Genomic DNA, 12,900 nt, shown 5'->3' with positions numbered 1-12,900 from the left:
GCAGGCATATTCAACAACAACGTATCCTGCTTTTTCTCCACCTATGCAACCTTTAATTATTGATGTTACCGATGAAGAACGAATGGAGATCACTTACATTGGTAAAAAGCTAAAACGGAAATATCAGGACTACGAGAATCCTGAATTTATTTCCACTTTGCATTTGAACGCATTTAAATTATTGCCGGAACGTATTGCACGTATCTTAAGTAGCTTTGGAACTGATTTCACTGCGCAGCAATACGGCGCCATTGTGCTTAGGGGACTAATAGAAATAGGGCAGGAGGAGCTGGGCCCAACGCCGCCTTCCTGGCAGGAAACAGACTATAATAAGATAGTGGAGTATGGATTTATTTCCTCCTTATTACATGGCGCAGTTCCCTCCAAACCGGTAGAATATTTTGCGCAGCGTAAAGGCGGTGGCTTAATGCATGCCATTATTCCTGATGAAAAAATGATGCATACGCAAACCGGCTCCGGTTCCAGGACCGATCTGTTTGTACATACGGAAGATGCTTTCCTGTACAATGCAGCCGACTTTTTAAGCTTTCTGTTCTTGCGCAATGAGGAACGGGTGCCCTCTATGTTATACTCCATCCGCTCGCATGGAAAGCCTAATGACGTTATGAAAGAGCTGTTCAGGCCCATATATAAATGCCCCAAGGATGCGAATTATGACCAGGATGATGCTACCGGCGAAGAAACCTGCACAGCAGTATTATATGGCAACGAGGATGCGCCTTTTATGCGGTTTGATGCGGCAGAGCAGATCTATAATGTAAATGCAGACCAGACACCGGAAGCCCTCGAAAATTTAAAACGTTTCTGGGAAGAAGCAAAGGGATTGATCTATAATGAGTTTATTCCCGAAGCAGGCGACCTGATATTTGTAAATAACCATTTATGCGCACATGGCCGTAACGCTTTCCTGGCGGGCTTCCGCGAAGAATACGGCCAGTTGGTGAAATGTGAGCGCAGGCTCATGCTGCGGATGATGAGTAAAACCAGCTTAATTAATATCCGGTCCGTTACGCACCCGGAAAATCCTTACCTCATTATGGAAGAACATTATGGTAAGGTGTATCATTCCGCATTAGCGAATATGTAATAATACACACGCCATACTACCCCTTTCCAGGACCGTGATACACGGCCCTGAGCCCAACGTTTTTTTTAATGGAACCATTATAAAAATTAATGCATTATATGAGCAACACAATGTATGCTGAACTCCCGCAATCCGGACCGGATCTTTTAACCAGGGAAAAGGAAACCTATCCTGATATTTTTCATGAAGGTGCGGCTGCTGAATACAGCAAAGCCATTACCGGCGCGCATGACCTGGTAGTGAATTTCCTGCACAGGAATCGCAAACCTTTCAGCGGCATACCCGCAGCAGAACTGAAGGCCGCATTTGCAGCCATTGATTTTGATACACCCCTGCCTGATTATGAAAGCCTGCTGCAGGAAGTGCAGGAGCTGTATGTAAAACATGCTACCGCCTTTCATCTGCCGGAATATATCGCACACCTGAACTGTCCGGTGGTAATACCGGCCATAGGTGCAGAGGTATTGATCGCTGCCATTAACTCCTCACAGGATACCTGGGACCAGAGCGCAGGTGGTACGCTCATGGAGCAAAAGCTTATCAGCTGGACCTGTAATGAAATAGGGTTTGGGAAAGAAGCTGATGGAGTGTTCACTGCCGGTGGCTCGCAAAGTAACCTCATGGGCCTTTTGCTGGCAAGGGATTATTACGCTACCGCATACACGCAGCATAATATTAAAAAAGCAGGATTACCGGCAGAGGCCTCCCGCTACCGCATTTTTATCTCAGAAAAAGCGCATTTCAGCAATCATAAAAACGCTGCCTTACTGGGCCTGGGAGAACAGTCGCTGGTAGAGATAAAAACAGATGAGCGTTTCCGCATGAATGCCCTGCTGCTGCAGGAAGCCATTGAACGGGAGATCAGCCAGGGCAATATACCCATTGCTATTGTAGCTACGGCCGGCACTACAGATTTCGGCAACCTGGATCCCCTGGCAGAAATTGGCCGTATAGCCGCAAGATACAAGCTCTGGTATCATATAGATGCGGCTTATGGCTGCGGGCTGCTGCTGACGGAAAAATACCGCTCCCTGCTGAATGGTATGGAGCTGGCGCATTCTGTTACGATTGATTATCATAAATCATTTTTCCAGCCAATCAGCAGCAGCGCATTTATTGTAAGGGATAAAAAGTACCTGCAATTACTGCGTATGCACGTAGATTATTTAAATCCCAAGGATGAGGATTATGATGACCTGAACCAGATCAATAAATCCGTAACCCAAAGCACCCGCCGTTTTGATGCGCTGAAACTGTGGTTCACCCTGCGTTTGATGGGCAAGCAAAAGCTGGGAGCTTATACAGAAACGATTATTGAAACAGCAGAAAAGGCTGCAGAAGTAATTGCGCTGGATTCTGACCTGGAGCTGCTAAGCTATTCAGACATTGGTGTGATCCTGTTCCGCTACGCGCCGGAAAAGTATAAGGGCAGTGACCTGAGTGCGCTCAATCAATACATTAAAAAGGCGCTGTTTAACAGCGGTGAAGTATTGGTAGCCAGCACGCGGGTGAATGGTGACTTTTACCTAAAATTCACTATGCTGAACCCCCTTACTACGCTGGATCACATCCGCCACATCCTGCAGCTGATCAAACAACACGGCGCAGCCTATCACCCAAAAAACTAATTGCACATGCTACAGGAATCATTGAAAATAGCTGCGGAGGATGCAGTAGCGCACCTGGATCCGGCCACCTGGGCCCGGGTGAACCGCTTACACCTGAAAAAGATCATTGCAGAATTTGCCCATGAGCTGCTGATTGAACCGCAGCTGGAATATATTCATAAAGGCTGGCAGCATTATGTTCTGTCGCCTGCGAAGGCCATCAGTTACAGCTTTCGTGCAAAGATCCTAAGCCTGGATCATTGGTATATAGATACAAACTCCATTGAAAAGTATGTGGATAGTAAACCCGCACCGCTGGAAGCCGTGAGCTTTATTACAGAGTTCAGTGAAAAGCTGGGTTTTGATCCGGAGCTGCTGCCTACTTATTTGGAGGAGATCATCAGCACCTTATATGGCAGCGCCTACATGCACACCTATAACACGCTTACAGCGGAAGCGCTTACACAGGCCGATTACCAGGAAGTGGAACATTCCATGATGGCCGGTCACCCCTGTTTTGTAGCCAATAACGGGCGCATAGGATACGACACCGTTGATTACCGCCGTTATGCGCCGGAAGCAGCCAGCCCCTTCGCAGTAATATGGCTGGCAGGACATGTAAGCAGAACAGAATTTACCGCTATAACGCCGCTGGATTATCAGCAGGTAATGGAACAGGAGCTGGATGCAGCTACCCGCGCAGCCTTCAACGAAATACTGACAGCAAAAGGCCTGGACCCGGCGCAGTATTTATTCTTTCCCACGCACCCCTGGCAATGGTATAACAAGCTGGCCAGCATTTTTGCGCCGGACATTGCGGCTAACTACCTGGTATGCCTGGGATATGGAGCAGATACCTATTTACCCCAGCAATCTGTTCGTACGCTCTTTAACGTGAGTACGCCTGAAAGGTTTTATGTAAAATCGGCGCTGTCTATCCTGAACATGGGTTTCATGCGCGGCTTATCGCCTTATTACATGCGCACTACGCCCGCCATTAATGAATGGGTTAGCGACCTGGTAAACGGTGACGCTTACCTGCAGGAAAAGGGTTTTACCATGTTAAGGGAGGCCGCCACCATGGGTTACACCAACCGGTATTTTGAAACCGCTATTAAAACAGAAAGCGCGTATAAGAAAATGCTGGCCACCTTATGGCGGGAAAGTCCCATGACCAAGCTGCAGCCCGGCCAGCGTTTAATGACCATGGCGGCATTGCTGCATATTGATGCACATGGCACGGCCTTGCTGCCGGTGCTCATTAAATCATCCGGGCTTGATATTACAACCTGGCTGCAGCATTACCTGCAATGTTACCTGAGCCCTTTGCTGCATTGCTTTTACTATTATGATCTGCGTTTTATGCCGCATGGTGAAAATGTGATACTGGTGCTGGAGAACAATGTGCCGGTAAGCGCCATCATGAAGGATATAGCAGAAGAAGTAGCCATTGTGAACAGCAACCTGGAGCTGCCGGGGCATGTAAAACGCATTGTAATACCGGTACCGGAAGAGCTGAAGATCCTGTCCATCTTCACACAGATCTTCGATTGCTTTTTCCGCTTCGTATCGCACATACTGGTGGAGCATGCAGATTACCCGGAAGAAAAATTCTGGGAGCTGGCAGCAGACTGTATACTGGACTACCAGCAGCTGCACCCGGAGCTGGAAGAAAAATTCCGGTGTAGCGATCTGTTTGCGGACGAGATCATTAAAACCTGCCTGAACCGCCTGCAGATCCGCAATAACCAGCGGATGATAGAGCCGAACAACCCGTTCAAAAGCCAGCAATTTGCAGGGACATTTAAAAATCCTTTGGCGGTATTTAAAACAAGTGCTTTAATCTAAACAGCAATATCATGTCTTATTCAATAGATCCCCGGGAAGCGGTGGCCCACCTGCAACCGGCTGTCTGGGAAAAGGTGAACCGCCTGCATATCCGGAAAATGATTGCGGAGTTTGCCCACGAGCAAATTATAACGCCTGCATTTGAGTATGCAAAAGAGGGATGGAATTATTATACGCTGTCTGCAGAAAGTATAAAAGTGGTCTATCATTTCCGCGCAAAAATTTTGCAGCTCCGGCATTGGTATATTGATACACCCTCTATAAAAAAATTGATTGATGGCGTATATGCACCTTTGGATGCGCTGGCCTTCATAGTGGAATTTAATGAACAGATGAACATGGACCCGGCACTGCTGCCGGTGTATATGGAAGAAGTAAGCGCTACGCTGTATGGCAGCGCTTACATCCATACACAGGAAGGGCCTTCCGCAGCATACCTGGCCACCGCAGGTTACCAGGAAATAGAGCATGCCATGACCGGGCATCCCCGCTTTGTAGCCAACAATGGGCGTATAGGTTTTGATGCTACGGACTATAGAAGTTTTGCGCCGGAAGCTGCTACACCATTCTCTTTAATATGGCTAGCCGGCCGCCGGGACTGTACGGAATTTACCAGCATAGCCCCGCTTACCTACGAGCAGGTGCAACAGCAGGAGCTGGGCGCCAAAAAAGTAGCCGCCTTTAATGCAATACTTACCGGGAAAGCATTGGATCCGGCGCAATATATTTTTATGCCGGTGCATCCCTGGCAGTGGTTTAATAAGCTGGCCGGCATTTTTGCGCCGGATATTGCCGCCCATAAGCTGGTATATCTGGGTTACGGGGATGACCAGTATTTGCCCCAGCAGTCTATCCGTACTTTTTTTAATGTAGATCAGCCGCAGAAATACTATGTAAAAACAGCGCTGTCTATTTTAAACATGGGTTATGTACGGGGATTATCGCCCTACTTTATGCGTACCACCCCGGTAATTAATGAATGGGTGCATACGCTGGTAGAAGGAGATGCCTATTTGCAGGAAACAGGTTTTTGTACCCTGCGGGAAATAGCCACCACGGGTTATTCCAATCATATTTATGAGCAGGCCACCAAAACAGATAGCCCTTATAAAAAAATGCTGGCCGCCTTATGGCGTGAAAGCCCAATGCCGAAAGTGCAACCGGGCCAGCGCCTGATGACCATGGCCGCGCTGCTGCATGTAGATGTAAATGGCAATGCCTTACTTCCGGAACTGATCCGCAGCTCCGGGAGGGATACAGATGCCTGGCTGCGTCAATATTTCTACTGTTATATGAGTCCCCTGCTGCACTGCTTTTATAAATACGATATGGTATTTATGCCACATGGGGAAAACCTGATACTGGTGCTGGAGAATAATGTACCGGTAAGGGCCATCATGAAAGACATTGGAGAGGAAGTATCTGTTATGAATGCAGATACCGTACTACCGGAAGCGGCTAAACGCCTGTTGGTACCGGTGGCTGAAGAAGCGCGTACGCTGCCCATCTTTACCCAGGTATTTGATTCCATTTTCCGTTTCATCTCCGCCATTTTGGTGGAGCATGCAGATTACCCGGAAACCCGTTTCTGGGAGCTGGTTGCGGAAACAATATTACAGTACCAGCAGGCGCATCCCGAACTGGCGGCAAAGTTTAAACGCGACGATCTGTTTGTACCGCAGTTTAACCCGGATGCGCTGAATAAGATGCAGATCAGTAATAACCGGCAGCTGCGCAACCGCGCTAATCCTTTTGAGGTGCATTCAGTGGGTAGCTTACAGAACCCGGTGGCTGCTTTTAAAACCAAACTGCGTCCGCAACTGGAAATAGTATGAGAAAGCTAATCAGTATTTGCCTGCTGGCCCTGTTAGTGTGCAGCCGGCTGCATGCGCAGCAGCTGTTCATGGAAGATCTGACCTCGCGGGAGCTGGCTGCCAGGATCCGTGCCGGTGCACAAACGGTATTGATCTTTAGTGGTGGTACAGAGGCATCCGGCCCGCACCTGGTATTGGGTAAGCATAATTACCGGGTGCGCCGGTATGCCGCGCAAATTGCAGATAGTTTAGGGAATACGCTGATAGCGCCTATACTGCCCTTTGCGCCAAATCACCCGGTGCTGGAACGCTTCCCGGGAACTATTTCCCTGAGCGATCAAACATTTACCAGCGTGCATGAAGACCTGGTGCGCAGCATGGTGATGGCTGGTTTCCGGTACATAGTATTGCTCAGCGATCATTTCAACAGCCAGCAGCCTTTAAAAATACTGGCTGCCCGTTTAGACAGCACGCTGCAGCCAAAGGGTGTACGCGTATTTTTTTCCAGCGATGGCTATGCAAAAGCAAGAACGCAAATAGAAGCCATGATTGCCGCCAGGGGCCAGGTGCCCGGCGGACATGGAGGTTTGTGGGATGCTGCAGAAACATGGGCTGCCACACCAGCAGCTGTTAGACACGCTTATTTCGCCAGCGGTGACACTACCAAAGGTGGTAACGGCCCGCTGGATGCTGCCGGTGTTTCCGGTGATCCCTGTATGGCTACACCGGAGCAGGGACAGCTATTCGGCAGGCTGCGCGTGCAGCTGGCAGTAGCTGAAATACGTGCATGGTTAATTAAAATAAAAAATTAAAATGGAGATACAGGTTATTAGTCCGCCAATAACGCAAACACAAAGTGAAAAAATTCCGGCGCTGCTTCATTACTGCTGCCGGGAGCTCAATAACAGCAGTTGTTATGGGGGTATGCCAAAATATGACGCACCGCTGGCCGCGTTCTTTAAAACTACCGGTTATGCATTACACCTGCGCCTGGACTTTTCATCCATTGGGTTGGAAGTGTTTGTACCCCTGAAATATTTTTCAGAGAGCGGGTATCACGTTTATGATCTTCCTGCAGGAGAAAGAGAGGTAGCTACAGGCATAATAAAAGTAATAGATGCAGACCGCCTGGCCGCTATTATTGAGCGCTGTGCACCGTCTGTGAGCGCAACACGCATAGATCCGTTGCCGGATGTACCGCAGGGAATACCTGATCCTATAGCCTGGTTTGAAAGCTATTTGCAGCAATACCTGCCATCGTTAACAGAGAATGGATTAGCCTATGCAGAGGCATTCATTATTGATAACCTGATGCCGGTTATAGGTGCGCTGGGCTATCATTACCAGGCAAATGAAATTCATTTAATTCAGCTGGCGTACCACGCTATTCAAACATTGGAGGCGGCAGATAGCACCGGTGTAATTAAACAGCTGTTATCCAATAACAAGCTGCGAAATACCCCCAACCCTTTACACAAGCACTTCTTTTCCAGGGCGCTCATTAACCCAACAGGCACAGGCACGGTATACAGCCGCTATTTTCCTAAAGAAAATGTAACGGTAAGCATACGCCCGTTTGATATAGACCGTGATCTGGAAATGGTGCACGACTGGTTTAACCGGGAGCATGCTAAAAAGATCTGGAAAATGGACTGGCCTTTACAGCAGCTGGAAACCTACTACCGTACTATGTTACCGGGCAATGCCGCCCATAGCTACATTGGTGAAATAAACGGTGAGCCTACATACAATTTTGAAGTGTACTGGGTAGTGCGCGATATGCTGGCTGAGTACTATGATGCGTTGCCCACTGATTATGGCACGCACCAGTTTATTGCACCTACTGATCCCAGGAAAAAATTTGCCTCCCCATCCACCCAATCCATGCTGGATTTTGTATTTGCGCAACCACAGGTGGGCAAAATGGTGGGTGAAGGATCGGTAGAATCCCTGGCAGCTATTATGAATAAAGCACATGTAGGCTTCAGGATAGAGAAGGTGATTGAGCTGCCGCATAAAAAAGCTAACCTGAATTTCTGTTACCGGGAATGGTATTGGGCCAAATTCCCGGAGGCACAGCACATTACCCCACAAACAGTAAAACAAATTTAAAATGAATAAACAACAGGTATATCATCTCATCGGCATTGGCATTGGTCCTTTTAACCTGGGGCTGGCTGCATTGTTACACCCGGTTAAAAGCGTGCATGCTGTTTTCTTTGACCAGGGTGATGTGTTTGACTGGCATCCCGGGTTGATGTTAGACAATGCTACTTTGCAAACCCCTTTCATGGGCACGGACTTGGTTACCATGGCCGATCCTACCAGCCATTTCAGCTGGCTGAATTTTCTGAAACAAACAAACCGGCTGTACCCGTTCTTTATCCGGGAAAGTTTTTACATGCTGCGCAAGGAATATAACCAGTATTGCAAGTGGGTGATTGAGCAATTACCCTCCTGCCGGTTTTCGCACAAAGTAGTATCAGTAGCTTATAACAATGAGCTGTATGAGGTAAGCGTGCAAAATACTAAAACCGGCCAGTTAACCACCTATTATGCGGAAAGGCTGGTGCTGGGAACCGGTACCCAGCCTTATGTACCGGCATTTGTGAACAGGGCGGTGTTGCCGAACGTGATCCACACATCGGAGTACTTATCTAACAAAGCCAATATTTTGAAGCAAGGAGCGCTTACTATTATTGGTTCGGGGCAAAGCGCTGCGGAGATTTTTCACGACCTGCTGCCGGAAACCAGGAACGGTTTTCAGCTGGACTGGATCACCCGGGCAGAAAGATTTTACCCGATGGAGTACTCCAAACTCACGTTGGAGCTGACCTCCCCGGAGTATGTGGATTATTTTTACAACATGCCGCCAGAAAAACGCCGCAAGATCTTATCGACACAAAACCCATTGTTCAAAGGCATTAATTATGCCCTCATCAACGAAATTTTTGATACCCTGTATGAAATGAGTGTGGGCGGGCAAACCTTAAATGTGCAGCTGAAAACCTGCAGTGAGCTAAACAGCATTACTGCCGGTGCCGGGCAACATGCTTACGCTTTACAATTTACACAGGTGCAGCAGCAACAGCCGTTTACACACCATACCAATGCGGTGGTGCTGGCTACCGGCTATAAGTATAATGAGCCTGCATTTATACAGGGCATTCATGAACGCATACGCCGTATGCCGGATAAGCTGCCGGATGTGCATCGCAACTATACCATTGACATTAACAACAGCGAGATCTTTGTTCAGAACGTGGAGCTGCACACCCATGGCTTTGTAACGCCCGACCTTGGGATGGGCGCTTACCGCAATTCCCGCATCATTAATACCATAGCCGGTAAAGAGATCTACAAGGTAGAGGAACGTATTGCTTACCAGGAATTTGGCGTGGCTGCTGCAAAAGCGCCTGTAGAACAGCTGGTGCAGGAACATTTTTAACGTTAAACCATTGCTCATGAACGCTGTGCTTTTCAGAGCCCGCTCTATATTTAATTTATTGAAACATGCTATTGCCGGCACCGAAAAAGATTTTACCTCCGGTAGTGTGAACCGCGCTACGTTCTTATTATCCGTGCCCACCATGCTGGAGCTGGCCATGGAATCATTGTTTGTAATGGTGGACCTGCTGTTTGTAAGCAGCCTGGGAGAACGGGCTATTACTATTGTAGGTATTACCAATTCTGTGATCATCATTTTCCATTCTGTAGCAATGGGTTTAAGCATTGCAGCTACGGCCATCATATCCAGGCGGGTAGGGGAAAAGAAACCGCAAACCGCCGGCTTGGCTGCTATGCAGGCCATTTACCTGGGCATTGTACTTTCCGTATTGTTTAGTGTGCTGGCTATGTGCTTTAACAAAGGCATTCTGCAGCTGGCAGGCGCTTCACCGTCGCTGGTAGTGGAAGGCGACCTGTTTTCCCGCATTATGTTTGGCTGTATCATTTTTGTGGTGATGCGCGTATTGCTGAACGGTGTGTTCCGCGGGGCCGGTAATGCCGCTATGGCTATGCGCACGCTGATGTTGTCCAATGCGGTGAATGCCGTGTTATGCGCTGTTCTGATCTTTGGGGCAGGACCTATACCTGCCTTTGGTTTGCTGGGCGCCGCTATGGCCACTGGTATTGCCAATTGCATAGGTGTGGGCTACCAATGCTGGTATTTTGCCACGCAGGAAAAAAGGATCGTGATCGGCAAAAAGCAATTGATGCTGGTACCGGACATTATTAAACGGCTGTTAAAGCTGGCGGCTTCCGGTACGGTACAATACCTGGTGCCCTCATCCAGCCGTTTTCTGATGATCATTATTGTAGCAAAGCTGGGGGAGAGTGTGCTGGCCGGTTACATTGTGGCTAACCGCATTATTATGTTCACCGTATTACCGGCATGGGGTATTGCCAATGCCGCCGGTGTATTAACCGGGCAAAACCTGGGCGCAGGTCAACCGGAAAGGGCAGAACAGTCTGTATGGAAAACCGGCACTTTTAACATGTTCTTCCTGGGGGCTATTGCCCTGGTGTTATTGCTGGCCGGGGAAAACATTGTGCATTTATTTACCCGGGAAACCATTGTTGCACAAAACGCAGCGCTGTACCTGCGCTATATGGCCATTGCCTATTTTTTCTTTGGATATACCATGGTCATTTCCCGCTCGCTGAACGCAGCCGGTTCCGTACACGTAGTAACCTTACTGTATGTGCTGATGTTCTACGTTACACAGCTGCCGCTGGCTTACTTACTGGGCCTGCATTACAGCTGGGGCGCACAAGGTATTTTCATTGCCATCCTGGCATCAGAGCTGGTATTGGCCGCTGCCTGTATCACTGTTTTTAAAAGAGGTAACTGGAAAAAAGTAAAAATATAATTTAACATGAACGCAACACAACAATTGCAGGATATATTCGCTGCCGCTTTATCCATCCCCGCAGCGCAGGTCACCAATGAGCTGAGCTATCAAAGCATCCCGGAATGGGATTCGGTATCACACATTTATCTGATCACTGAGCTGGAAGCTGCTTTTAATATTTCTATTGATACGGAAGAAGTGCTGGAAATGAGCAGCGTGGAAAAAGTAAAGGAAACACTGCGCAAACATCAAATAGCTATTGACTGATGACAAAATTGTATGACCTGATAGCCGCCAACCCCCAGCTGGAATATGTAGATGCCGCTACGGGACAGCATTTTGGGGTAAGTGATCTTACACATACCCTGGATCTTGAGCCGCAGCATGGCCTGGCATTCTTATATCTTGATAACAGCATTGCCGCTATTGAAGCTTTATTAAACTTCCTGGATAGCCCGTTCACCATTGCTTTACTGAGCCCTAAGCTAAACATAGCTTACAAGCAGCAGCTGGAGCAGCTGTACAGGCCCTGTTATATCTACGATCCATCCCGCACAGCCGTGGAAGGATTTGAAGCTACTGTCCGCCTGTTCAAGAATACGGTGCAAGCCGGATACTCTATTCACCCGGATATTAAAGTGTTGTTAAGCACTTCCGGCACCACCGGCTCTCCCAAGTTTGTAAAGCTGTCGGAGGATAACCTGGTGCAGAATGCCTTATCTATCATTGACTATTTACCAATACAGCACCATGATGTAACCCCGCTTACCCTGCCGGTATTTTATTCATACGGGTTATCTGTTTTTACCACCAATAGCATAGCCGGCGGGCAGGTGGTATGTACCAGCCGGGATGTAGTGCAAAAAGAGTTCTGGGAAGATTTTAACCGCTATGGTTACACGTCGGTAGCAGGGGTGCCCTATGTATATGAAATGCTGCACCGCATTGGGTTCTGTAAAAAAGAATACGCCTCCCTGCGGTATATGACCCAGGCCGGCGGCAGGCTTAGCCCGGTGTTGGCCAAAACCTTCGGGGAATATATGGCTGTCCGGGATAAACGGTTTTACATTATGTACGGGCAAACGGAAGCCACGGCACGTATGGCCTACCTGCCGCCAGAGGCGCTGCTCAGCAAGGCCGGCTCCATTGGCATACCCGTTAAGAACGGCCGTTTTGATATAAGCCCCGACACGCAGGAGCTGGTATACACGGGCCCTAATGTGTTTGGCGGTTATGCTACCGGCACAGCGGATCTGCAAACCTTTGACCACCACCCCGTTTTGTATACCGGTGATATGGCTGAAAAAGATGCGGACGGCTACTATTACATTACCGGCCGCATGAAACGGTTTGTAAAGCTCTTTGGCACCCGTGTGAACCTGGATGAGGTAGAGGCCATCCTGAAAAATACGCTGAATGGAGGAACAGTGGCATGCATAGGCGTGGAAGATAAGTACCTGCTGGTGCAGCACCTGGGAGCGCTGGATAGTAGCGCCATTAAGCAATTACTAAGCGAAAAGCTGCAGCTGCATGTTAGCGTCTTCCGGATACAGCAGGTGGATGAGTTCTTATTAACGCCCAACGGGAAAGTGGATTATACTGCCATGCAACAAATGGGCCTGGCCGAAAAGGTATAAAACAAAAAAGACCTGAACGCTCAGGTCTTTTTT

Annotated in this window: 10 protein-coding genes; all 10 read left to right on the top strand. The window is 48.4% G+C overall.

The features are described 5' to 3' along the window. Positions 1-43 precede the first annotated feature (43 nt). The 10 genes from BMZ54_RS29035 (at position 44) to BMZ54_RS28990 (ending at position 12,867) form a co-directional block, all read left to right on the top strand. Positions 44-1,108: a Fe(II)-2OG oxygenase family protein gene (locus BMZ54_RS29035; protein WP_238386718.1), complete on the top strand. Its 1,065-nt coding sequence runs from the start codon at positions 44-46 to the stop codon at positions 1,106-1,108. Between the two features lie 98 nt (positions 1,109-1,206). Further along, positions 1,207-2,736 (top strand): pyridoxal phosphate-dependent decarboxylase family protein, encoded by a 1,530-nt coding sequence (locus BMZ54_RS29030; RefSeq protein ID WP_089920164.1) that lies wholly within the window; start codon positions 1,207-1,209, stop codon positions 2,734-2,736. Between the two features lie 6 nt (positions 2,737-2,742). Further along, the gene (locus tag BMZ54_RS29025) at positions 2,743-4,563 is read left to right on the top strand and encodes an IucA/IucC family protein (protein ID WP_089920162.1); all 1,821 of its coding nucleotides are present in this window, start codon (positions 2,743-2,745) and stop codon (positions 4,561-4,563) included. Positions 4,564-4,574: 11 nt separating this feature from the next. Then, positions 4,575-6,398, top strand: a complete 1,824-nt coding sequence (locus BMZ54_RS29020; protein WP_089920160.1) for an IucA/IucC family protein — start codon at positions 4,575-4,577, stop codon at positions 6,396-6,398. After that, positions 6,395-7,189 carry a creatininase family protein gene (locus BMZ54_RS29015; protein ID WP_089920158.1) on the top strand — a complete coding sequence of 265 codons (795 nt, stop codon included), beginning with the start codon at positions 6,395-6,397 and terminating at the stop codon, positions 7,187-7,189. The genes BMZ54_RS29020 and BMZ54_RS29015 overlap by 4 nt, the downstream gene beginning before the upstream one ends. A 1-nt stretch (position 7,190) precedes the next feature. After that, positions 7,191-8,489: a GNAT family N-acetyltransferase gene (locus BMZ54_RS29010; protein ID WP_089920156.1), complete on the top strand. Its 1,299-nt coding sequence runs from the start codon at positions 7,191-7,193 to the stop codon at positions 8,487-8,489. A gap of 1 nt (position 8,490) precedes the next feature. Continuing rightward, positions 8,491-9,825 (top strand): lysine N(6)-hydroxylase/L-ornithine N(5)-oxygenase family protein, encoded by a 1,335-nt coding sequence (locus BMZ54_RS29005; protein WP_089920154.1) that lies wholly within the window; start codon positions 8,491-8,493, stop codon positions 9,823-9,825. 16 nt (positions 9,826-9,841) lie between these two features. Further along, on the top strand, positions 9,842-11,248 hold the full coding sequence (locus tag BMZ54_RS29000) for an MATE family efflux transporter (protein ID WP_089920152.1): 1,407 nt from the start codon (positions 9,842-9,844) through the stop codon (positions 11,246-11,248). Between the two features lie 6 nt (positions 11,249-11,254). After that, positions 11,255-11,497, top strand: a complete 243-nt coding sequence (locus BMZ54_RS28995) for an acyl carrier protein (protein ID WP_089920150.1) — start codon at positions 11,255-11,257, stop codon at positions 11,495-11,497. Beyond that, positions 11,497-12,867, top strand: coding sequence for an AMP-binding protein (locus BMZ54_RS28990; RefSeq protein ID WP_089920148.1), 1,371 nt, complete (start codon positions 11,497-11,499; stop codon positions 12,865-12,867). Before BMZ54_RS28995 ends, BMZ54_RS28990 begins: the two co-directional genes overlap by 1 nt. Positions 12,868-12,900: the final 33 nt, after the last annotated feature.

The sequence above is a fragment of the Chitinophaga rupis genome (assembly GCF_900109685.1).
In the GTDB taxonomy this organism is placed as follows: domain Bacteria; phylum Bacteroidota; class Bacteroidia; order Chitinophagales; family Chitinophagaceae; genus Chitinophaga; species Chitinophaga rupis.
This window is presented reverse-complemented; position numbering and strand designations above follow the sequence as displayed.

Excerpts from the sequence above, each read along its gene's own strand:
- BMZ54_RS29035 (WP_238386718.1), top strand. The coding sequence starts at position 44 with ATGCAACCTTTAATTATTGATGTTACCGATGAAGAACGAATGGAGATC.
- BMZ54_RS29030 (WP_089920164.1), top strand. The coding sequence starts at position 1,207 with ATGAGCAACACAATGTATGCTGAACTCCCGCAATCCGGACCGGATCTT.
- BMZ54_RS29025 (WP_089920162.1), top strand. The coding sequence starts at position 2,743 with ATGCTACAGGAATCATTGAAAATAGCTGCGGAGGATGCAGTAGCGCAC.
- BMZ54_RS29020 (WP_089920160.1), top strand. The coding sequence starts at position 4,575 with ATGTCTTATTCAATAGATCCCCGGGAAGCGGTGGCCCACCTGCAACCG.
- BMZ54_RS29015 (WP_089920158.1), top strand. The coding sequence starts at position 6,395 with ATGAGAAAGCTAATCAGTATTTGCCTGCTGGCCCTGTTAGTGTGCAGC.
- BMZ54_RS29010 (WP_089920156.1), top strand. The coding sequence starts at position 7,191 with ATGGAGATACAGGTTATTAGTCCGCCAATAACGCAAACACAAAGTGAA.
- BMZ54_RS29005 (WP_089920154.1), top strand. The coding sequence starts at position 8,491 with ATGAATAAACAACAGGTATATCATCTCATCGGCATTGGCATTGGTCCT.
- BMZ54_RS29000 (WP_089920152.1), top strand. The coding sequence starts at position 9,842 with ATGAACGCTGTGCTTTTCAGAGCCCGCTCTATATTTAATTTATTGAAA.
- BMZ54_RS28995 (WP_089920150.1), top strand. The coding sequence starts at position 11,255 with ATGAACGCAACACAACAATTGCAGGATATATTCGCTGCCGCTTTATCC.
- BMZ54_RS28990 (WP_089920148.1), top strand. The coding sequence starts at position 11,497 with ATGACAAAATTGTATGACCTGATAGCCGCCAACCCCCAGCTGGAATAT.